Raw genomic sequence first — 24,007 nt, forward strand, 5'->3', positions numbered from 1 at the left:
ATGATGAATAACGTATTTGATCAATATGAAGTATGGTTCGTAACAGGAGCACAGCTTTTGTACGGAGGTGACGCAGTAATCGCAGTAGATGCACACTCTAATGAAATGGTTAACGGATTGAACGAATCCGGTAAACTTCCTGTAAAGGTGGTATACAAAGGAACAGCTAATTCTTCTAAAGAAGTGGAAGCTGTTTTCAAAGCAGCCAACAATGACGAAAAGTGTGTCGGTGTTATCACTTGGATGCATACGTTCTCCCCTGCTAAAATGTGGATTCACGGCTTGCAACAGTTGAAGAAACCTTTGTTGCACCTGCATACTCAATTCAACAAGGAAATTCCTTGGGATACCATGGACATGGACTTCATGAATCTGAACCAGTCTGCTCACGGTGACCGTGAATTCGGACATATCTGTACCCGTATGCGTATCCGTCGTAAAGTGGTGGTAGGTTACTGGAAAGAAGAAGAGACTTTGCATAAGATTGCCGTTTGGATGCGTGTTTGTGCCGGTTGGGCAGATTCACAGGATATGCTGATTATCCGTTTCGGCGACCAGATGAACAACGTAGCTGTAACCGATGGTGATAAAGTGGAAGCTGAACAGCGTATGGGTTACCACGTAGATTACTGTCCGGTAAGCGAATTGATGGAATATCACAAAGATATCAAAAATGAAGATGTAGATGCATTGGTAGCTACTTACTTCAAGGAGTACGATCACGATGCTTCTTTGGAAGATAAATCAACTGAAGCTTACCAGAAAGTATGGAATGCTGCCAAGGCTGAACTGGCTATGCGTGCTATCCTGAAAGCTAAAGGTGCGAAAGGGTTTACTACCAACTTCGACGATTTGGGCGACATTGAATACAATGGTTTCGATCAAATCCCGGGTCTTGCCTCACAACGTCTGATGGCGGAAGGTTACGGATTCGGTGCTGAAGGTGACTGGAAATCGGCTGCTCTTTACCGCACTGTATGGGTAATGAATCAGGGACTTCCTAAAGGCTGCTCATTCCTGGAAGATTACACTCTGAACTTCGATGGTGCAAACAGCTCTATCCTTCAGTCACACATGTTGGAAATCTGTCCGCTTATCGCTGCCAACAAACCTCGTCTGGAAGTACACTTCCTCGGTATAGGTATCCGCAAGAGTCAGACTGCACGTCTGGTCTTCACTTCAAAAGTCGGTACTGGCTGCACTGCTACTGTTGTAGATATGGGTAACCGTTTCCGTCTGATCGTGAACGACGTAGAATGTATCGAGCCGAAACCGCTGCCTAAGTTGCCGGTTGCTTCTGCTCTCTGGATTCCGATGCCAAACCTTGAAGTAGGTGCAGGTGCATGGATTCTGGCTGGTGGAACTCACCACTCTTGCTTCTCTTACGACCTGACAGCAGAATATTGGGAAGATTATGCTGAAATCGCAGGTATCGAAATGGTACATATCAACAAGGATACTACGATCAGCTGTTTCAAGAAAGAACTGCGCATGAACGAAGTTTATTACATGTTGAATAAAGCACTTTGCTAAACCTTAAAATATTGATTTCAACATGAAATTAGATGCAAAATCAACCATTGAGGCAGGTAAAGCTATTCTTGGCATAGAACTCGGTTCAACACGAATAAAAGCTGTCTTGATTGACCAGGAAAACAAGCCTATTGCTCAAGGTAGCCACACTTGGGAAAACCAGTTAGTTGACGGACTTTGGACGTATAGCATTGAAGCCATCTGGTCAGGGCTGCAAGATTGCTATGCCGATCTTCGTACGAACGTAAAGAATGCATACGGCATAGAGATCGAGACGCTGGCTGCCATCGGTGTCAGCGCCATGATGCATGGTTATATGCCATTCAACAAAAAAGAAGAAATCCTCGTGCCTTTCCGCACTTGGAGAAACACCAATACAGGCCGCGCAGCGGCTATTTTGTCCGAACTATTTGTCTATAATATCCCTCTGCGGTGGAGCATTTCCCACTTATATCAGGCTATTTTGGACAACGAAGCACATGTGAATGAGATTGACTTCTTGACCACTCTGGCAGGTTATGTGCATTGGCAGATCACAGGCAAAAAGGTGTTGGGAATAGGTGATGCATCGGGTATGCTTCCTATAGATCCGACTACTAACAACTATTCTGCCGAAATGGTGGCTAAGTTCGATAAGCTGATTGCTCCGAAAGAATATAGCTGGAAGCTGCAGGATATTCTGCCTAAAGTATTATCGGCAGGTGAAAATGCAGGTGTCCTCACACCGGAAGGTAGTAAAAAGCTCGACGTATCGGGTCATTTGAAAGCAGGAATACCCGTTTGTCCTCCGGAAGGAGATGCCGGCACCGGTATGGTTGCAACCAATGCTGTGAAACAGCGTACCGGAAATGTATCGGCAGGTACTTCTTCATTCTCTATGATTGTATTGGAGAAAGACTTGTCCAAGCCATACGAAATGATCGACATGGTCACAACTCCTGACGGAAGCCTCGTAGCCATGGTACATTGCAATAACTGTACTTCTGATCTCAATGCATGGGTCAACCTGTTTAAGGAATATCAGGAACTTCTGGGCATACCTGTAAATATGGATGAAATCTATAGTAAACTCTACCATATCGCACTTACCGGTGACACAGATTGCGGAGGTCTCCTTTCATACAACTATATTTCAGGCGAACCTGTAACAGGACTTGCGGACGGAAGACCGTTATTTGTACGTTCTGCCAATGACAAGTTCAATTTGGCCAACTTTATGCGGACTCACCTATATGCTTCAGTAGGCGTTCTCAAGATTGGTAATGATATCCTGTTCAACGAAGAAAAAATCAAAGTGGATAGAATTACAGGTCACGGAGGACTGTTCAGAACAAAGGGAGTAGGTCAAAGAATACTTGCAGCAGCTATCAACTCGCCTATTTCGGTGATGGAAACAGCCGGTGAAGGTGGTGCCTGGGGGATTGCCTTGTTAGGTTCTTATCTCGTGAACAACGAAAAGAAACAATCTCTTGCCGACTTCCTGGATGAAAGTGTATTTGTCGGAGATGCCGGTGTCGAGGTATCACCCACACCCGAAGATGTAGCCGGCTTTAATACATACATCGAAAACTACAAGGCAGGATTGCCCATCGAAGAGGCAGCGGTCAAATTTAAATAGTTGACAATTGGCAATTCCTTGTTATATATTCATCAAGAAATTGCCGACAAATCGCTGTTTAGCAAGAACCAATTCTCACTAAATATTAACATTAACTATCCCCACCCCTCTCCTCTTTGGGAGAGGGAAAAGGGGAGACTATTACCATGAAAACCACCTCATTCATACTTGGCCTTGTCCTGTCCGCCTCACTGGCTAAAGCACAAAATGCTCCACAGGTGTCTTACTTCCCTTTACAGAATGTAAAACTATTGGATAGCCCGTTCCTGCAAGCCCAACAGACTGATTTACATTATATACTTGCCTTAAACCCCGACCGTCTGCTCGCTCCTTTTCTACGCGAAGCAGGTTTACAACCTAAAGCTCCCGGCTATACCAACTGGGAAAATACCGGATTGGACGGACATATCGGCGGACATTATCTATCCGCCCTCTCCATGATGTATGCCGCTACCGGAGATACTGCTGTCTACAACCGCCTCCACTATATGCTGAATGAGTTGCATCATGCACAGCAAGCTGTAGGTACAGGATTCATCGGAGGAACTCCGGGAAGCCTCCAACTTTGGGAAGAAATAAAAGCTGGAAAAATCCGTGCCGGAGGTTTCGACCTTAACGGCAAATGGGTACCTCTATACAATATACATAAAACGTATGCAGGATTACGGGACGCTTACTTGTATGCAGGAAGCGATCTGGCACGCCAAATGCTGATTGACCTTACAGACTGGATGATTGACATCACTTCCGGTTTGAGCGACGAACAAATGCAGGATATGCTTCGTAGCGAACATGGCGGATTAAATGAGACTTTCGCTGATGTGGCTGAAATCACAGGCGACAAGAAATATCTGGAACTGGCCCGCCGTTTCTCCCACAAACTTATCCTCGACCCGCTTATCAAAGATGAAGACAAGCTGACAGGTATGCACGCCAACACACAGATTCCCAAAGTGATCGGTTACAAACGAATAGCCGAACTTTCGCAAGATGACAAGAGTTGGAATCATGCTGCTGAATGGGATCATGCCGCCCGTTTCTTTTGGAATACGGTAGTCAATCACCGTTCCGTCTGCATCGGAGGAAATAGTGTCCGTGAACATTTCCACCCGGCGGATAACTTCACGTCCATGCTGAACGACGTTCAAGGACCGGAAACCTGTAATACTTACAACATGCTCCGTCTCACTAAAATGCTTTACCAGAATTCTCACAATCCCAACAATACACAGGAGCCTGATCCCAACTACGTAAACTATTACGAACGTGCGCTTTACAATCACATTCTTGCATCGCAGGAACCGAATAAGGGTGGATTTGTCTATTTCACTCCCATGCGCCCGGGACACTATCGTGTGTACTCACAACCGGAAACATCCATGTGGTGCTGTGTCGGTTCTGGCTTGGAGAATCATACCAAATACGGTGAATTTATTTATGCACATCAGAAAGATACGCTTTATATCAATCTCTTCATCCCTTCACAACTGACCTGGAAAGAGCAAGGCGTAACTTTGACACAGGAAACCCGATTCCCTGACGACGGTAAGGTAACTTTGCGAATAGATGAAGCGCCCCAGAAAAAACGTACTTTAATGATACGTATTCCGGAATGGGCTAACCAATCCAAAGGCTATAGCATCAGCATCAATGGGAAAAGAAAAATATTCATTATGGCAAAAGGTAATCAGTATCTTCCTCTCTCCCGCAAATGGAAGAAAGGAGATATCGTTACTTTCAACTTACCGATGAAAGTCAACATGGAACAGATTCCCGACAAGAAAGATTATTATGCTTTCTTATACGGTCCTATCGTTCTTGCAGCTTCCACGGGCACTGAACACCTCGATGGTTTATATGCCGATGACAGTCGTGGCGGACATATCGCTCATGGCAAACAAATTCCATTACAGGAAGTTCCGATGTTGATAGGAAATCCCGATTCCATCCGTAAGTCTCTTCACAAAGAACAAGGCAGCCGGATCGCTTTCAGCTACAACGGAGATGTTTACCCTGCACAAGGCAAAGCATTGGAGCTTGTTCCCTTCTTCCGCCTGCATAATTCCCGCTATGCCGTTTATTTCCGGCAGACAAGCGAAGAGCAGTTCAAAGCCATTCAGGAAGAAATGGCAACGGCTGAACGAAAAGCAACCGAATTAGCTAATCAAACCATTGATCTTATCTTCCCCGGCGAACAGCAGCCGGAATCCGACCATGGCATCCAATATGAGCAGGCAGAAACCGGAACGAACACAGACCGCCACTTCCGTCGTGCCAAAGGTTGGTTCGGCTATCAACTGAAAGTAAAAGAAGAGGCAAGCCGCATACTGATTACAATACGGAAAGATGACCGTAACAAAGTAGCTATTCTACTGAATAATGAAAAGTTGGCTGTTAATCCAATGATCAGTGAAACAGATAAAGATGGTTTTATCACCCTTTCTTATGTCCTGCCTCAAAAACTGAATACAGGCAGCTGTCCGATACGTTTCATCCCTGACGGAACGGAATGGACACCTGCAATTTACGAAGTACGTTTACTAAAATAAACGTTCAAAAAGAAATAACCATCATCAAAATCAAACATCTATATAATCATTAAACAAATACCATTTATGAAAGCAAAACTATTAGTCAGTACGGCCTTTCTGGCAGCATCAGTATCTCTTTCCGCGCAAAAGAGTGCTACCATAACCGTACATGCCGACCAAGGCAAAGAGATTATCCCGAAAGAAATCTACGGTCAGTTTGCCGAACACCTGGGTTCATGTATCTACGGTGGTCTTTGGGTAGGCGAAAAGTCAGATATACCCAATATCAAGGGATACCGTACAGATGTATTCAATGCATTAAAAGACTTGGCTGTTCCCGTTCTACGCTGGCCGGGTGGCTGCTTTGCCGATGAGTATCATTGGATGGACGGCATCGGTCCGAAAGAAAACCGTCCGAAGATGGTGAATAACAACTGGGGCGGAACGATTGAAGATAACAGTTTCGGTACACATGAGTTCCTGAATCTTTGCGAAATGCTGGGTTGTGAGCCTTACGTAAGTGGAAATGTAGGTAGCGGTACCGTAGAAGAACTCGCCAAATGGGTGGAATATATGACCTCGGACGGGGACTCTCCCATGGCCAATCTCCGTCGTAAGAATGGTCGTGACAAAGCATGGAAGCTCAAATATCTGGGAGTAGGAAATGAAAGTTGGGGTTGTGGTGGCAGTATGCGTCCGGAATATTATGCGGACTTATACCATCGTTATTCTACCTATTGCCGCAACTACGACGGCAACCGTCTGTTCAAAATTGCCAGCGGTGCAAGTGATTATGACTACAACTGGACAGACGTATTGATGAATCGTGTAGGACATCGTATGCAGGGGCTTTCTCTCCACTATTACACCGTAACCGGATGGAGCGGCAGCAAAGGAGCAGCCACTCAATTCAACAAGGATGATTATTATTGGACAATGGGGAAATGTCTGGAAGTGGAAGATGTGCTCAAGAAACATTGCGCCATCATGGATAAATATGACAAGGACAAAAAGATCGCTCTTTTACTCGACGAATGGGGAACCTGGTGGGATGAAGAACCGGGAACCATCAAAGGACACCTGTATCAGCAGAATACATTGCGCGATGCTTTCGTTGCTTCTTTAAGCCTTGACGTATTCCACAAATATACAGACCGCCTGAAGATGGCAAATATCGCGCAGATAGTCAATGTACTTCAATCCATGATTCTGACGAAAGACAAAGAAATGGTGCTCACTCCTACTTATTATGTCTTCAAGATGTATAAAGTACATCAGGATGCCACTTATCTTCCCATTGAGCTGACTTGCGAAAAGATGAGTGTACGTGATAACCGTACCGTTCCGATGGTAAGTGCCACAGCTTCCAAAAACAAGGATGGAGTGATTCACCTTTCTCTTTCTAATGTAGATGCTGACGAAGCACAGGAAATCACCATCAATTTGGGTGATACGAAAGCAAAAAAAGCAGTTGGAGAGATTCTGACCTCCGCCAAACTGACCGATTACAATTCTTTTGAAAACCCTAATATTGTAAAGCCGGCACCTTTCAAAGAGGTAAAAATCAATAAAGGAACAATGAAGGTAAAACTTCCTGCTAAGTCCATTGTTACTTTAGAGTTACAGTAATTTTAGGGGATTTACTTATTGTATCGCAAACAAGAAGACCGTAAAATTGTCGATAAAAAAGATAGCTCTTTTGGATTGTTAAATCCACATAAAGAGTTATCTTTGCGAACAATCTGACAGAAATCAATTAAATTTTAATGATATGAACGATAACAAACTTATGAATCGTGCAGCGGATAACATCCGTATTCTTGCTGCTTCAATGGTTGAGAAAGCCAATTCCGGTCACCCGGGTGGCGCCATGGGTGGTGCTGATTTTGTAAATGTACTCTTCTCTGAGTTTCTAGTATACGATCCTGAAAATCCCCGTTGGGAAGGACGTGACCGCTTCTTCCTGGATCCGGGCCATATGTCTCCGATGCTTTATTCTACACTGGCATTGACCGGTAAATTCACTCTGGACGAACTGAAAGAATTCCGTCAATGGGGAAGCCCTACTCCGGGACACCCAGAAGTGGATATCATGCGGGGCATTGAAAATACTTCCGGTCCGTTGGGACAAGGACACACTTTCGCTGTGGGTGCTGCCATCGCTGCCAAATTCCTGAAAGCCCGTTTCAACGAAGTGATGAATCAAACAATCTATGCTTACATCTCTGACGGTGGTATCCAGGAAGAAATCTCTCAAGGTTCCGGACGTATTGCCGGTGCACTGGGACTGGACAACCTGATTATGTTCTATGACTCCAACGATATCCAGCTTTCTACTGAAACGAAAGATGTAACCGTTGAAGATACTGCCATGAAATATGAAGCATGGGGATGGAACGTACTTAGCATCAACGGTAATGATCCTGACGAAATCCGCGCAGCAATCAAAGAAGCACAGGCTGAAAAAGAACGCCCTACACTGATTATCGGCAAAACGGTTATGGGTAAAGGTGCACGCAAGGCAGACGGCAGCAGCTATGAAGCTAACTGCGCTACACACGGTGCTCCTCTCGGTGGCGACGCTTATGTAAATACAATCAAGAATTTGGGTGGTGATCCTACTAACCCGTTCGTTATATTCCCGGAAGTAGCCGAACTGTATGCAAAACGTGCAGAAGAGCTGAAGAAAATTGTAGCTGAGAAATATGCTGCAAAAGCTGCATGGGCGAAAGCAAACCCGGAACAAGCTGCCAAACTGGAACTTTTCTTCTCGGGCAAAGCTCCGAAAGTGGACTGGGCTGCTATCGAACAGAAAGCTGGTAGCGCTACTCGTGCTGCATCTGCCACTGTACTGGGCGCACTTGCCACACAAGTAGAAAACATGATCGTTGCTTCTGCCGACCTTTCTAACTCTGACAAGACTGACGGTTTCCTGAAAAAGACTCATTCTTTCAAGAAAGGTGATTTCAGCGGAGCATTCTTCCAGGCAGGTGTATCAGAATTGTCGATGGCTTGTATCTGTATCGGTATGTCACTCCACGGTGGTGTAATCGCTGCTTGCGGTACATTCTTCGTATTCTCCGATTACATGAAACCTGCCGTACGTATGGCTGCTTTGATGGAACAACCGGTGAAATTCATCTGGACACACGACGCATTCCGCGTAGGTGAAGACGGTCCTACTCACGAACCGGTAGAACAGGAAGCACAAATCCGCCTGATGGAAAAACTAAAGAACCACAAGGGACACAACTCTATGTTGGTACTTCGTCCGGCCGATGCAGAAGAAACAACTATTGCATGGAAACTTGCCATGGAAAATATGTCTACTCCGACAGGATTGATCTTCTCTCGCCAGAATATTGCCAACTTACCGGCAGGAACTGATTACGAACAGGCAGCTAAGGGTGCGTATATCGTAGCAGGTTCTGACGAAAATCCGGATGTAATCCTGGTAGCTTCAGGTTCTGAAGTGGCTACATTGGTAGCCGGCACAGAATTGCTGCGCAAAGATGGCGTAAAGGTACGCATTGTATCCGCTCCGTCTGAAGGTCTGTTCCGTAACCAACCGAAAGAATATCAGGAAGCTGTTCTCCCGGCAGATGCAAAGATTTTCGGTATGACTGCCGGTCTGCCTGTTAATCTTCAAGGTCTGGTAGGTTGCCACGGTAAAGTTTGGGGATTGGAATCTTTCGGTTTCTCTGCTCCTTACAAAGTGTTGGATGAGAAACTTGGATTTACTGCCGAGAACGTATATAACCAAGTAAAAGCAATGCTCTAATGAAAACAATCGGATTAGCATGCGACCATGCCGGTTTTGAACTGAAAGAATATGTTCGCGGCTGGCTGGAAGTAAAAGGCTGGGCTTACAAGGATTTCGGAACTAACTCTACCGCTAGCGTAGACTATCCGGATTATGCTCATCCACTGGCTCTTGCAGTGGAATCGGGAGAATGTTATCCCGGTATCGCTATCTGCGGCAGTGGAAACGGAATCAATATGACGCTGAACAAGCACCAGGGAATTCGTGCTGCTCTCTGCTGGAATGCAGAAATTGCGCATCTGGCTCGTCAGCACAACGACGCTAATGTTCTGGTCATGCCGGGACGCTTCATCAGCACTGAAGAAGCGGATATGATTTTGACAGAGTTCTTCTCTACAAAGTTTGATGGCGGTCGTCATCAGAACCGTATTGACAAGATTCCGGTAAAATAAAGCCTGAAGATAAATATAATAAGGCAGCTATACGATTGTGCGGTAGAACCGCAATCGTATAGCTGCCTTTTATTAATAAACTAACATGCGGAAAGATCGCCATCGGTTATTTACTTCTCAACAAATAGTCTTTTAGCATATATACATGTCTCCGACAATTCTATTTGCTATTATATATTCTTTTTCTTCCATAAAAAAAGCACTAATAATGAAGAAAGTACAGAAGCTGAAACCCAAAAAACAGAAACAGGACAAAAATTATAAATAACCACACCATTAATAACACCTTTATTGGAATCAATTAAATAACCGCTGATAATGTCTTGGAGCCCCGCTCCAATATAACTAGCCATACCGACAATACCCAACGCTGCTCCACTTGCATCCCTTGGAACAATATCTATCGCCATTAATCCTCCTAAAAAACAAATCAACACTCCTACTGCAACACCGAAGAGTAGCATACTCAAAATATTGATAAAGAAGCTATTTCCTGAAAACAAAAATAAACAAAGAGACAATGTATTAAGCAAACCAAACAGAAAAGCCAACAATCCTCTTTTGCCATGAAACAACCTATCTGATAACCAGCCTGAAAAAACAGTACCGACAATGCCGAGTAAAGCATTTATAGAAATAATCTGCGTTGCATGAGATAATGAGAATCCTTTCACTTCTTGCAAAAACAATACCCCCCAACCATTAATACCATACCGGCTGATATACATAAAAGAACTGGAAAATGCCAATAACCATATGAAAGGATTTCTAATGACAGCTTTTTGTAACTCTGAAGTAGATTCTTTTGAGGATGCTTCTTTTCTCTCCAATTCTTCATTAGATATGACTTCCACTGGAGGCAAACCTTTACATTGGGGTGTATCATGGAGAAAGAGAATAATAACAACGACTCCTGCCGCACCGGCTAAGGAAGCTCCGACAAATCCCCATTGCCAACCAAAGAAACCGACTACCGCTCCGACAAATATAAAAGAAAGAAATTCTCCTAAATTATGGCTGGCACTGAAGAATCCATAATATGTTCCGCGTTGTTTTAACGGGAACCAACGAGAAAGGGCAATAATAGCCGGAGGTGCTCCCATTGACTGAGCCCAGCCATTTATTCCCCACATAGCCGCAAAAACGACAAAAAGTAACATATTAGAATAGAAAGCCACATTTCCCTGCAACAATCCACACGCTCCGACACAAAAGTTCGCAACAGCGGAAACTGCAAGCCCAGTTGCCATAAAACGTTTTATATTACTGTGATCGGCCAGAAATCCATTAACGAATTTTCCTAAAGCATAAGAGAATAATAAGGCAGAGCCAATAATGCCTAACTGCACAGCATCTAATGTTCCATTTTCAAGGATTGGCTTCTTCACGACATTCAATGTAGTGCGGCACACATAATACAAACTATATCCTATTGTTCCGGACAAGAAACACGACCAGCGCCATTTCCTATACAACTTACTTTGCATTTCTTCGGAAATTTCAAGCATAGGGATAGGGGCACTTTTTTTATAAAAAGTGAGTATGTTTTTCATCATACAATGTTATTTCAAGATTTAAAAAAAGCACAATATGATATAAAAGAGAGTATTGGAATCAATACTCCCTTTCAAAAAATAAATATGCTGATAATTATTTTATTTAGTATAGCTCAAATCAACTCTCACAGGAAAATGATCTGAAGGAGTACGTGCCTGTGAGTTCTCATAAATAATATCAGAGGATTCTTGAGCCGAATTGGTTATTTTTTTGTCACTTGTTTTATAACGATATGTATCCGTCAAAACCGAATACTTGTCAACCACTAAATCCGGAGTTATAAAAATATGGTCAATACGGCTATTGGTATTCAGATTCGGATTAAAATGATTAATCGTTCCATTCAGCACATAGCGAAACTTCGCTTTCTCATAAGAATCGCACACGACTCCTGACGAAGCTAACAACTGATAACTTTCATGACTTTGATCCACATTGAAATCACCTGTCAGAATAACAGCATCATTTCCACACATTTCCTTAATCTTCCTCAACACCAACTTCGAACTTTCCCTCATTGCCACTTCCCCCTTATGATCTGTATGGAGATTAAAATGCCAAAAACGGAAATTTGTTTTCCTATCAACGAATTCCCCCCATGTACATATTCTTACATAAGCAGCATCCCAGCCCTTATTGGGTTTAGAGGTATCTTCAGACAACCAAAAGTGGCCGGAATGCAATACCTCGAACTTATCTTTCTTATAGAAAATCGGTGCATACTCTCCTTTCTTTTTGCCGTCTTCGCGACCTACACCAATATAGTCATAGTCCGGCAAACTTCTTAAAAGATCTCCCAGTTGGTTATATTTTACCTCCTGAGCACCCCAAATATCAAAATTATTGTATTTAATAAGCCGAGCAATTACAGGGTACCTTTGCTGCCATCCGTTTCCCTCCAATGAGTCCTTTACATTACTATTCCGTATATTATAAGACCCGACACTGAGATTTCCGGCTGAGGCATTGAGTACTTGCTTAATGACAGGTTGTACTACATTCTCCATTATCCGGTAAGCAGATTCTAGCGGATGCACCCCATCCTCGCTATATCCAGCCTTCATCGCACCATTTTCATCTCTTAAAACGGTATTATAGTCTACATACGGAAAACCATTCTCTTCTGCATATGCTTTAATGGCACGATTGAGAGCATCTATTTTCTGTGTGACTTCCGTAACAGCAGGATTCCATCTGAATCCGCCCGACGGTAATACTGAAGCCAAGATAACCCGAATGCCATTCATCTGAGCAATTTGTGCCATAGAACGAATATTATTCAAAGTAAAAACCGGATCATATGTCCCTGCATTCTCCGCTATGTCATTCGTTCCGGCGTTAATTACTACGGCATAAGGTTTCAGAGCAACTACATCCTGTTGAAAACGCAACAAAAGCTGGGCACTGGCTTGCCCACCTATCCCCCGTCCTATATATCCGTTTGCAGTAAAAAACTGCGGACGCATACGTACCCATCCGCGCGTTATAGAGTTACCTATAAAAACAACCCGCTTTTCATTCGTTGCAGGAGTAGGCAAACTATTATTCGCTTTTGCATAATATGCCAGATTCACAATCTCATAAAGATGTTTTTGCGGCTTTTCTCTCTGGGCATCAGATTCAGGACAAAAGCCCCAAAGAATACATATCACCAATACTATCTTTTTCATTTCTCTACTCATCATTTTACTTTCACAACTTTAAAATTATCCAAGAAGAAACGGGCGGCCTTTCCAGTGTTTTTCACCTGTATAGAACGAACTAATATTTGTGTGTCAGAGGTTGCCCCATAAACCGGAACAACTATTTTCTTCCACTTATTCCAGCTATTCACCTTGATTTCCTTTTCTGTACTGCCATCCTTCAGCTTACCGGCATTCAATACTTCTACAAGAATTGTATTCAGATCTTTATTGCCTTTCACGCCCTGATAAATAGCCACATCAAATGATACATCCACATTTACTTCTTTACCTGGTTCTATTCCCGCGCAGCTATACTCTCCCAAACCAGCTTCAGGCATACGTTTTTCTAACTTCGGAGAAATAATATCTCCGCCATCAGTCCTGCGTCCCACCTGCAAATACCCTAATCGAAGATAAACAAACTTTCCTGTGGTTTTCCAACCGGTAGCCTCCAGCACACCTTTAAGCTGCTGTGGCACTCCGTCAATCCGGGGACCGGCATTAGCAAACTTGCCATTCAGATAATCCTGGCCCCCAAACTCAGACGAAACCCAGTCAAATTGATCTTCAAAATAAATATACCCTATCGGATTATGATCTCCTTTACTATTTTGAGCATATATCACACTGTTCCCACAAAAAGAGAACATTATCATAAACAATATATATTTATACATCTTCATATTTCCCATAATTATTTATTCCTTTACTGCTTTTTCTACTTTCAGATGATCGAAGAAAACACGGTTTCTCCCTCCCGGCGAAGCGACCCCATATTTAATCCGGATGCGTGTATCCGATGTGGCTCCATAAACCGGTATCTCAATCCTCCTCCAACTATTCCAGCTATCCACTTTTATTTTCACTTCCTTGTCTACCTTATTACTTAATGTTCCTGCATCAAGCACCTCCATGATTATATCGTCAGAATCCTGATTACCACCTGCTCCCATATATACTGAAACATCAAAAGATACCATGACATTTACAGCCTTACCGACACCAATACCTGCCCTTTTGGGAATATCCGGATAAGAAGAAATATAACTATTCAGTCTCGGAGAAATAATATCTCCACCGGAAGTAGTACTTCCCAACTGAACATATCCCAAAGATATGTAAGTGAAGTATCCGGACGATACGCTCCACCCCGAAGCATTCCATATCGGTTTACAGGCTGCAGAAAGCTTATCCCAGCGTGGACCGGTAGGCGGATATTGACCGATAGCCGATCCACCCACATAATCACCCCCACCGAACTCTTCTGTAATCCAGTCAAACCGATCTTCAAAATAAACGAAACCTGCAGGCTTATCATCATCAACCAACGCATCGAAATCAATCTCTATTCCTTCATTTCCAACTCCTTCCACAAGCTGAATATCATCAATACGATAAGTGCCACCTGCTGAATTGGAGAATCTGAAATACATATAAGATGTCTGGCTCAACAAATGGAACTTCACTTGTGCCATCGACCACTCCGCGGTTTCGGCCTGTTGATATGGTAATTGAATCCAGTTTTCATCATCATTACTTATTTCTAAAATCAGACCATTCTCTTCCCCCAGAACACCAAAAGACAAAATAAAGCCGGTATTGGATTTTGTCCCCACAGGCCCGAAACTAAATTCACTATCCTCTGAATCAAGAAGTACATTATTAGCACCCGAAGCCGTTTCATATCCAACTGAAGGAGATTCACTGTCAATATAAGCCTGTTCACCGGAGAAACTGGTGCCTAAAATCCCGACTCCGACAACATTCCACTGCTCATAAGCCTTCACCGGAGCTTTTTCCACAACCGGTTCCAATCCAAAATCACTGGAAAAGAAACGGATAACCTCATCCCCTCCCGACTGGTTAACCTGAATCGTTTTCTTCGTTCCGTCGAGTGTTTCTAATGTTAATTCTGCAGAACGAGGTTCTCCTTCATTTTTAAGAGCGGTAATCACCACCTTGGTCGTTCCGGTTCCTCCCATAGGTGACACCTCTATCCAATCGACATTTTCATCCTTCGTTATCTCCCAATAAACATTGGAAGTAACCTCAACCCCTGCTTCATCTCCATTTTTTCCGAATCCTAATTTATTTATCTCTATTTCCGGTTGACTTAGTGATATTTCCGATACTACCTGTTCTTCTTTCTCCGAACATGACAGCATACAGAACACAATAAAAAATAGGACGAAATATGTCAGTCTTTTACTTGTAAGATTTGCTTTCATATATTCTTTATATTTAATGTTGAATGACAGGAATTGTCCAATACACCTCTCCACCATAAATTATGTTGAGTGAAGAAGTCCTCTCCTCCGATGTTGAATTAGAATAAACCTTCACATAGAAACGCCCATCCTCATTACCTTCTCCGGGCCAGACTTCAATCCAGTCAACATCCGATTCCGCTTCCGTCCGAACCTCCCATTCCGGCAAGTTAGAATAGAGAAAGAAAGATTTGATGTCACCCGATTTTGAGTTATCCCACACATAATCACGTTCAATCAATACATCCTTCTTTTCTCCTGTCAATACATCAGTTTCTGTAACCCCCATTCTTATATAATACTGTTCATCGCTATCGTTGTTGCAGGAAAACATACACACCATCACTACAGCGATAAGAACTGAGTGAAAACAGAGTTTTATCTTTCTCACACTTTTAAAATTACTTTGTTTCATATTATCTCGTTCAAAGTGAATAACTTTTATAATTCAGAAGCTTGCTTGCTCCACCATACAGGTGTCAACATATTATCCCCTCCGCGATAAAGAGTTCGTAAACGGTCGACAGCCGCTTTATAATTATCAGGATTCGTTTCTGCCGTATTTGTCGGATATTCGAACCGGGTGGGCAATGTGTAATTGTTACTTCCGGTAGCAGAACCAATTCTTAACTTAGGATAACCCGTACGACGATATTCATGCCATGCTTCATATCCGGTCCAGAAAAGAGCAATATATTTCTGAGTCAGAATTTGTTGTAATGTTCCATTATAAGTAACTCCATTCTGGAGAAAGAAAGATATCACTTCATCCGTTACAGGAGTCTTGTCAGGATCAATACTTTGCCAGTAACGAATAGAAGCGGTAATGGCATCTTCATAGTTTTTTTGAGCAACATCATCTCCCCCGGGAATGATTCCCACCTTCGCCGCTTCAGCTTTAATAAACAACACCTCATCATATTTCATCAAAGAGTAAGGAGAGGCGTACAGTCCCAATACGTTCTTGTTCAACATGGATATACCTTTATTATCAGTATCCTGAAAAGACTCTCCACTAGGTTGTCCTTTCCAATCGTAGCCTTTCACTTTGACATAATAGAACGGCAAACGCGGATCATTGGTAGTATTCATCAATGAGACCATATTTTCAGTCATATTGTGTCCTGACCCCGTAAACTCCGTCTCATTCTTATCCCCAAAAGGATTCAGAAAAGGGGCACTTCCGCTAAAGAAAATCGTCGCATTATCCTCATTACCGGAAAATACCGGATAAGTTTCCGGGTCATTCAATATCTCCCTGATTTTTTCAAAAACATTCATTTCCTTATCACGATTACTCAGACGCATCAATAAACGAAGATACAGAGAATTGGTAAACTTCTTCCATTTCAACATATCACCACCATACAACAAGTCTTTATCCGTTTTCTTTAGTGGTGTAGAAGTATCATACAACTGGTTTGCCTCTTCCAACCATAAATAAAACTGGCTGTACGCATCCTGTTGTGTGTCAAATACAGGTTTATAATTCTGCTCTCCTCTGCCCTTAAACGCCTCACGACACGGAATATCTCCGAATACATCAGCGGCATTGGACATATAAAACACCTTCATGGTAAGAGCAATGGCCTCACAATTACGATATTCCGCATTATCCGTTTCTTCTCTTTTCATTTTAGCCACCTCATACATATGTGTCGCATTTGCCGCCCAGATAAAACAACCGTTCCACACACTTGCCATAGATGCATTACTGATTACATACCGATGTACCGCATTATTCGTAGCCCCTCCCACCGTGTACTGCATCAATTCATTTGTCAACATCCACGAGTTATTCAACATGGTTGTAGCTCCCGAGTAAATCACATTCGGCAACAGGCTTGAAGGAGATACAGTCCACATTTCAGGCTGATTGGGGTTAGTATTATAATCCTCAAAATTGGTCGTACACGAGCTGACAGAAAATAATGTTGCCAGACAACCTATAAAACAAACGATATACTTCATATTCTTCAGAGTTTAAAAAGCTAATTTCAAATTAACACCATAAGAACGAGTCATAGGATACCCTCCTGTTTCAACTCCTCTGTAAAGCGAGGAACCTGAGAAAGAAGCAACTTCCGGATCATATTGGGGCCATTGAGTGATACAAAAAAGATTCGTAGCAAACACACCCAATGAAAGCCCCTGAAGCCTTAATGCGGAACACATTTTGGGAGTGAACTTATAATCCAGCCGACATTCTTTCATTTTCAGGAAAGAAGTACTGAATGTATTTTCCTCCACATTATTGCGATTCCATTTAACCAGATTATAGTAATCTACAATATCCGTAGTAATCTTCTCATTCTTGGTATATGTCCCGTCCGCCGCCCGGTTCACACCCGGATGTATCAAGCCGTCATAACGTCCTTCCAAGGAATTCTTCAGTTTCCCCATATAAGAAAGTCCGAAATTCGTGACAGAATAAGCATGCCCGCCCATCTGGGCGCTAAAAGACATATATAAAGTAAAATTCTTATAAGACAGAGTTTGAGTCATTCCGGCCTTCCAATCCGGATAGATGCTACCCAAATCTCTCAATTCCGTCCCTAATACCGGATTTCCTGTTGCCGCATCGACAACCACCTGTCCGGAGCAATCGACCTTATTTCCATTCTCATCCCGGTAAAACGCACCTTCCGGAGCCCGCTCATATCCGGTTCCATAAATCCGTCCCAGTTCTTTTCCCGGATAGGCATAGATAAAGACTCTCTGTCCAATTGTGTTCTTTGTATTCAACTGCCACAGATTCACTCCCGGCGCAAGTTCAACCAGTTTGTTCCAGTTTTTCGACCAGTTCAGAGTCATATTCCATTTCCAGTCCCTTGTCCGGACAGGTTTAATATTTGCTGAAATCTCAATACCTTTATTATTGACTTTACCCGCATTAATAATCCGTGAAGACGCACCGGTAGCATAATCGGCCGGAACATTGATGATTTGATCAGTTGTATTGGTATTATAGAAAGTAAAATCAAGTCCCAACCGATTTTTAAACATACGAGCTTCCAATCCAAACTCCCAGCTTTCTACATTTTCGGGCTTTAGATTGTAATTCTGAACCTTATTGGAAAGCAGATAAGAACCAACAAAATCACTATTGTTATATACCTGTTCCAATTCATAAGGATCCGTGTCGTTACCCACATTTGCCCATGACCCACGTATTTTCAACATATCAATCCATGAAGCACGCTGATGCAGGTTAAAAACTTCATCAAGCAGGACACTCACATTAACCGACGGATAAAAATAAGAATTATTTCCCGGAGCCAATGTACTTGACCAGTCATTGCGTCCGGTCAATTCCAAATAAAGCATATTTCTCCAACCAATATTAGCAAAGCCATAGAAACTGTTGATACCTTTACGACGACGCGTAGGATTCACCAACAAGTTGCCATCGCTATTCCGCAGCATATAGATACCCGGTTCCAATAAACGTGAAGCTGTAATAATTACATTACGATAATTTGAATACATACTATTCCCACCCAAAGAAGCATTTATATCAAAGTCTCCGAACCTGTCTTTATAAGACAACAAGAAATCATTGTTCATTTCAAGGTTATATACAGTCTGCTCCTTATACATACCTGACATATATCCATTCGAATAAAAAGGTTTGCGTTGTGTACGGAAATCATTACTCATATCCATACCACTTCTCAACGCTAAATTCAATTTATTCTTTATCAAAGAGATATCCAGACTGACATTACCATATACACGGTCACGTGCCAAAGTATTCAGCTGTTCGTAAACTTGCAGATAAGGGTTATCAGCCGTGGCATTAATCAGCAGATTCGTTTTCAACCCTTCTTCATACACTTTATTGATGCGTCCTGATTTATATTCATTATAATAATCATTTACACTGACGCTGGTGGGCGACCATATCAAAGTATATAAAGGCGAAGCTGTACTATATCCTGACATCGGAAGATTATCGCTATTTTTGCGATAGTATGTAACCTTTCCTGACAATTTCAGAAACCGGTTCAGTTTCTGACTCACAGACAGATTTATGTTTTGTGAATCAAAGCCGGTATTAGGCACAATCCAAGAATTACGCTGATCGGTTATAGACAGGCGGACAGAGCCCCCCTTCCCATTATTTCCGTCAATAGTCACACTGTTGCGGAAAGTCATCCCCGTTTCAAAAAAGCCCTTGTACCAATCCTGTTCAACAAACGGAAGTTTGGTATATTCATCCGTTTCCCAGTTTCTGGATGCATAGAGATACTTCAGCGACCCGTCATACCTTGGTCCGAACGAGTAGCGTGAATAGTTTCTTGGTGTATCCCCCACTGTCCAAAAAGAGAACTCGGCAGGCTTCACTTCAGTTGAGCCAACTGTTTGACGGCGATAATCGCCCGAACCATATTCATGTTGGAAATCAGGCCAGAAACTTGCTTGTTCAAAAACAGCCGAAGAACTGAACGTAACCCCAAGTCCTTTTGTGATACGTCCGGATTTGGTAGTGATAACTACTGCACCGTTGGCAGCACGCGAACCGTACATAGCGGTTGCCGCAGGGCCTTTCAAAACCGAAATGGATTCAATATCATCCGGATTAAAGTCACTGGCACTGTTACCATAGTCAATCGGTGCATCTGTATTTGAATATCCACCGCCATCATTACTTGCCGACATATCACTGCTGACCGGTACGCCATCTATGACGAACAAAGCCGTATTACGATCATGAGACAAAGAGCCTTCTCCACGTAATGTAACCCGTATGGATGCACCGGGAGCAGCAGAAGACTGGTCAAAATTCAATCCCGCGACTTTTCCGGACAGCCCTCCCAGCCAGTTGGCAGAAACAGTCTGTGTAAAATCGTCATTATCCAACTTAGAGATAGAATAACCTAATGCCTTCTCTTCACGTTTAATGCCAAGAGCAGTGACTACGACCTCGTTCAGTTTGACCCCGTAAGACATTGTAAAATCCAATTGCCGTTGCTCCCCATTCTTCAGTCCTTTCACTGTGACAGACTTTTTCTCATATCCGATAAAAGAAGCGTCTATGACATGTGTCCCCTCCGGCACATTCGACAAGAAATAATTACCGTCAATATCCGTTATGACACCTATTTTAGTACCATGTACCACTATATTCACTCCCGGAAGCGGTTCGCCATTAGAATCTTTTACATTTCCACGTATGCTGCCGGACGTTTTTTTCCTAGCAGGCTTATACACAGATATTCTCTTATTCTGTATCTCATACTTGATATCTTTTCCTTTAAACAGCAATTCCAGAATCTCTCCCACTGTTTTATTCTTAGCCTCGATAGAAACTACCTCATTGACATTTACATCATTATTACGTATCAAAATAGAATAATTCGTTTTCGATTCTATTTCATTGAATACTTTACTCAACAATACATTTTTCTGCTGAATCGAGATACGTATTTCTCCCTGTTGAAAGGGAGAAGCCACAACGGATAAGTTTATCAGAGTACTGAAACAGGCAAGAAAAAAAACGGTACGAATAGATATAAAACTTGTATTAGAATGATAAAATAGATAAATCATTCTATTATATAGAAATTTTGTCATACATTTGTAACATCTTAAAAGATTATTTTTAGAAAAATAATTTCACGATCGATCGGAGAGCATAGGGCAAATATGTTCTCCGATTTCTTTTACTATCTTGAGTCTATATCATAAGCATTACTATTATTTAAGGGTTAAACAATTCATTTTCTTTTATCCTGTACCACAATCATATTACCTTTACGTGTCCACGTATATTTCTTATCTACATCTATATATTCCAAGACGTCTTCAATCGACAGTTTAACATCAATGCTTCCCGAGAATATTTCTTTCTGAGCTTGTTCGCTTTCTATGTTAATCTTCACATTATATCTCCGTTCAATATCTTTCATGAGACTGACAAAGGAAGTATTAACAAAGTTCAATCGTCCGGTAGTCCACAATGTCATTCTTTTGGCATCGGTTACATCTTTCCGCATTTGCTGCCGCTCCTTATTGTAAATCAGACATTCGTCAGGAGATAAAACCACATTTTTCTTTTCATCCGAATTCATAGAGACATTGACTTTCCCTTCCACCAAGTCAACTTCCACTTCCGGATCCTCATGATAAGAGCGTATGTTAAACACTGTTCCCAGCACTTTTACCTTGAGTTCATTGGTATGGACGATAAACGGCCTTTCCGGATTCTTCTCCACCTCGAAATATCCTTCTCCCGTTAAATAAACATCTCTCGTCTTCTGTTTCAGGAAAGAGGGGCTATACTTTAATGTAGAACCGGAATTAAGACAAACGACTGTTCCATCCGGAAGATATACTTTGGTTTGTGAGCCCAAGGGAACTTCCATCATACATAATTGTTTTGACTGCCCTGCAATTTGAATACCATTATAAATATAGTAAACAGTCACAGACATTGTTATAACCAACAATACAACTGCTGCTATGCGATATCCCCACTGACGTAGAGAAAAAGTTGAATGCTTGCGATTGGGATGCATAGACAATTTTGACACGAGTTCAGCATAGTTCGTTTTTTTCTCGTTCTCAAATCGTGGGACAAAAGATTTGGCACGGACTTTTGCCATTTCTTCATATTTCTGCCGATATATCCGGTCGGACTTCATCAAAGTACACAACCTCCGACTATCCTCTTCCGACAGATTACCAGCGAAATAATCAACCAGCAATTCTTCAAATTCCTTCAACTGATTTTCCATATATTATCTTTGCCTTTTGTATATAATACACATCTGGAATACGATGCATTTAGACAAAAACAATTTTTTTTTCATTATTTCTTCAAAAGGAACAAAAGCAGAATCACAATAGCCGACCCTAATTGCATTTTCATTTTATCCATTGCATTCTTGATTTGAACGCGAACTGTATTTACCGAAATACCCAATTCATCCGCTATTTCCTGAGGAGAAATACCCGAATAAAGATACTTTTCAAAAATAATGCGACATTTTTCCGGCAGAGACTTCACTATATTTTCAACTTGCTGTTTCAACTCGTTAACTTCCAACTCCTGCAAAGGACTGTAATCCTCTATGCAAAATTCCTCCTGCATACGAAGCAGTTCTTCACGATATTCATCAATAATACGTTCACGGGTACGCAAAGAGCGGATATAATTCAAACAGCCATTTTTCACACTACACAACAAATAAGAATGTATGGGATATGTCAATCCGCCCCTGCGATACCATATATGCACAAAGACATCATTAACTACCTCTTTTGCTTCATCAGGATCAAACAAATAGGTAGTGGCATAGACACACAAATATGTAAAGTAGCTATCATATAAAATGGAAAAAGCAGATTCTTTCCCTTTATTTATATCTAAAATAATTTGTTGATTGACTTGTGAGAATTCCATAATATCTTATTTCATCGGTGCCAAAGATACATTATATATTTAAAATACAAGTCTCATTTTTATGAAAAAAACTATCGGACAAGTCCCACAATAAACTGATAACAGAAATAACCGCAAACCACAAACTTCAGCAAAGTTCCCAATATGAATCCGATTAATGAGCCGAATCCGGATTTAAGTGCCTGGGAGAATTCCTTATTTCCCAGTAGCTCACCAATCACAGCCCCGAGGAAAGGTCCGAGAATAATGCCCCAAGGCAGAAAAAGAAGTCCGACCATCGTTCCGATGATACATCCCCAGTTCCCCCATTTACTACCACCACTATACTTGCTGCCCAGCATCGGCGTAAAATAATCCAAGACCTGCAAAACAGCTACAATCAATAACCATACGATTAATTGCGTCGCAGTATATTCTACTTTATCCGTGAAATGAAGAATGACTAATCCCAAATAAGCAATCGGAGGGCCGGGAAGAAACGGAAGGATACAACCTGCTAACCCTGCTATCATACAAAAGGCACTAATCACAATCAAAATAAGGTCCAGCATAGATCTATACATTTTAATATCTGCACAAAAATACAGTAACTTTCAGTAAATACAAGCTAACATCAAGAATTATTTCCCCACTACTTGCACAGCCCCAGATAAATTCGTTCCTTTGTGAAACTGTAATTATCATCATGCGTAACCCACAAAAGAAAAACAAACCGGTCCCCGATTCATTCGCCCGCTGCCTCAACGAAAAATGTAAGCAAGCTAATTCCTGCCTCCGTCGTCTTGCCCTGTTACAAACCACACCCGAGACTCACTACTTCAGCATCGTCAATCTTGCTAGTGTTTCGCAGGATGCTGCAAAATGCCCCTTCTTCGTCAGTTCCCGAAAATTACGGATGGCATGGGGAATGAAACATCTGCTTGATAACGTACCATATAAAACTGCTTATAGCCTTCGCTACAACTTGCTTGCCTATTACGGAAAATCGCATTATTATTGTTGCTTCCGGGGCGAACGCTACATTACTCCCACCGAACAGGCATATATCCGCAATTTGTTCCTGCAATATGGAATAAAGGAAGAGCCCGTTTATGATGACTACACCGAAGAGTACAGTTGGTAATCACCAAGGACAAAAGAAGTTCCCCGTAAGACAACAGTTGTTTCCCCGTAGGCAAACCATAGTTTCCCCT

17 protein-coding genes and 1 pseudogene are annotated in these 24,007 nt (G+C 42.2%); 7 read left to right on the plus strand and 11 right to left on the minus strand.

Annotation, left to right across the window (positions count from 1 at the left end; genetic code table 11):
• The first annotated feature begins 3 nt into the window (after positions 1-3).
• The 6 genes from araA (at position 4) to rpiB (ending at position 9,897) form a co-directional block, all read left to right on the plus strand.
• Positions 4-1,533 carry an L-arabinose isomerase gene (gene araA / locus AAHJ11_RS02440; RefSeq protein ID WP_148366378.1) on the plus strand — a complete coding sequence of 510 codons (1,530 nt, stop codon included), beginning with the start codon at positions 4-6 and terminating at the stop codon, positions 1,531-1,533.
• A 22-nt stretch (positions 1,534-1,555) separates the two neighbouring features.
• Positions 1,556-3,151 (plus strand): xylulokinase, encoded by a 1,596-nt coding sequence (locus AAHJ11_RS02445; protein ID WP_195649088.1) that lies wholly within the window; start codon positions 1,556-1,558, stop codon positions 3,149-3,151.
• Positions 3,152-3,297: 146 nt separating this feature from the next.
• Positions 3,298-5,700, plus strand: a complete 2,403-nt coding sequence (locus tag AAHJ11_RS02450; protein WP_413579023.1) for a beta-L-arabinofuranosidase domain-containing protein — start codon at positions 3,298-3,300, stop codon at positions 5,698-5,700.
• Positions 5,701-5,766: 66 nt separating this feature from the next.
• The gene (locus tag AAHJ11_RS02455) at positions 5,767-7,311 is read left to right on the plus strand and encodes an alpha-N-arabinofuranosidase (protein ID WP_413579024.1); all 1,545 of its coding nucleotides are present in this window, start codon (positions 5,767-5,769) and stop codon (positions 7,309-7,311) included.
• Positions 7,312-7,453: 142 nt separating this feature from the next.
• Entirely contained in the window at positions 7,454-9,463 is a 2,010-nt protein-coding gene (locus tag AAHJ11_RS02460; protein WP_074556456.1) for a transketolase family protein, read from the plus strand.
• Positions 9,463-9,897 carry a ribose 5-phosphate isomerase B gene (gene rpiB, locus AAHJ11_RS02465; protein WP_004309178.1) on the plus strand — a complete coding sequence of 145 codons (435 nt, stop codon included), beginning with the start codon at positions 9,463-9,465 and terminating at the stop codon, positions 9,895-9,897. Before AAHJ11_RS02460 ends, rpiB begins: the two co-directional genes overlap by 1 nt.
• Before the next feature lie 170 nt (positions 9,898-10,067).
• Here rpiB and AAHJ11_RS02470 read toward each other — a convergent pair whose 3' ends face one another.
• The 11 genes and pseudogenes from AAHJ11_RS02470 to AAHJ11_RS02520 form a co-directional block, all read right to left on the minus strand.
• Positions 10,068-11,450, minus strand: coding sequence for an MFS transporter (locus AAHJ11_RS02470; protein ID WP_148366377.1), 1,383 nt, complete (start codon positions 11,448-11,450; stop codon positions 10,068-10,070).
• Positions 11,451-11,552: 102 nt separating this feature from the next.
• Positions 11,553-12,461: an endonuclease/exonuclease/phosphatase family protein gene (locus AAHJ11_RS02475; RefSeq protein ID WP_229128574.1), complete on the minus strand. Its 909-nt coding sequence runs from the start codon at positions 12,459-12,461 to the stop codon at positions 11,553-11,555.
• Positions 12,462-12,470: 9 nt separating this feature from the next.
• A pseudogene (locus AAHJ11_RS02480) lies at positions 12,471-13,139 on the minus strand (GDSL-type esterase/lipase family protein); the annotation flags it as partial.
• On the minus strand, positions 13,136-13,831 hold the full coding sequence (locus AAHJ11_RS02485; protein ID WP_148366256.1) for a hypothetical protein: 696 nt from the start codon (positions 13,829-13,831) through the stop codon (positions 13,136-13,138). The pseudogene AAHJ11_RS02480 and the gene AAHJ11_RS02485, both read right to left, overlap by 4 nt.
• A 6-nt stretch (positions 13,832-13,837) precedes the next feature.
• Positions 13,838-15,367: a BACON domain-containing protein gene (locus AAHJ11_RS02490; RefSeq protein ID WP_167511819.1), complete on the minus strand. Its 1,530-nt coding sequence runs from the start codon at positions 15,365-15,367 to the stop codon at positions 13,838-13,840.
• A gap of 13 nt (positions 15,368-15,380) precedes the next feature.
• Positions 15,381-15,797 (minus strand): BACON domain-containing protein, encoded by a 417-nt coding sequence (locus AAHJ11_RS02495; protein ID WP_148366252.1) that lies wholly within the window; start codon positions 15,795-15,797, stop codon positions 15,381-15,383.
• 50 nt (positions 15,798-15,847) lie between these two features.
• Entirely contained in the window at positions 15,848-17,377 is a 1,530-nt protein-coding gene (locus AAHJ11_RS02500) for a SusD/RagB family nutrient-binding outer membrane lipoprotein (protein WP_297284685.1), read from the minus strand.
• A gap of 12 nt (positions 17,378-17,389) precedes the next feature.
• Entirely contained in the window at positions 17,390-20,863 is a 3,474-nt protein-coding gene (locus tag AAHJ11_RS02505) for a SusC/RagA family TonB-linked outer membrane protein (RefSeq protein ID WP_167511818.1), read from the minus strand.
• Between the two features lie 263 nt (positions 20,864-21,126).
• Positions 21,127-22,146 (minus strand): FecR family protein, encoded by a 1,020-nt coding sequence (locus AAHJ11_RS02510; RefSeq protein ID WP_148366246.1) that lies wholly within the window; start codon positions 22,144-22,146, stop codon positions 21,127-21,129.
• 74 nt (positions 22,147-22,220) lie between these two features.
• Positions 22,221-22,814 carry an RNA polymerase sigma-70 factor gene (locus AAHJ11_RS02515; RefSeq protein ID WP_148366244.1) on the minus strand — a complete coding sequence of 198 codons (594 nt, stop codon included), beginning with the start codon at positions 22,812-22,814 and terminating at the stop codon, positions 22,221-22,223.
• A gap of 71 nt (positions 22,815-22,885) precedes the next feature.
• Complete coding sequence (locus tag AAHJ11_RS02520; RefSeq protein WP_195649084.1) at positions 22,886-23,365, minus strand: DUF456 domain-containing protein; 480 nt, start codon at positions 23,363-23,365, stop codon at positions 22,886-22,888.
• Positions 23,366-23,499: 134 nt separating this feature from the next.
• Between AAHJ11_RS02520 and AAHJ11_RS02525 the strand changes: the two genes are divergently transcribed.
• On the plus strand, positions 23,500-23,937 hold the full coding sequence (locus AAHJ11_RS02525) for a DUF6078 family protein (protein ID WP_148366241.1): 438 nt from the start codon (positions 23,500-23,502) through the stop codon (positions 23,935-23,937).
• Positions 23,938-24,007 lie beyond the last annotated feature (70 nt).

The sequence above is a fragment of the Bacteroides sp. 90-K9/2 genome (assembly GCF_047310725.1).
Lineage (GTDB): Bacteria > Bacteroidota > Bacteroidia > Bacteroidales > Bacteroidaceae > Bacteroides > Bacteroides vicugnae.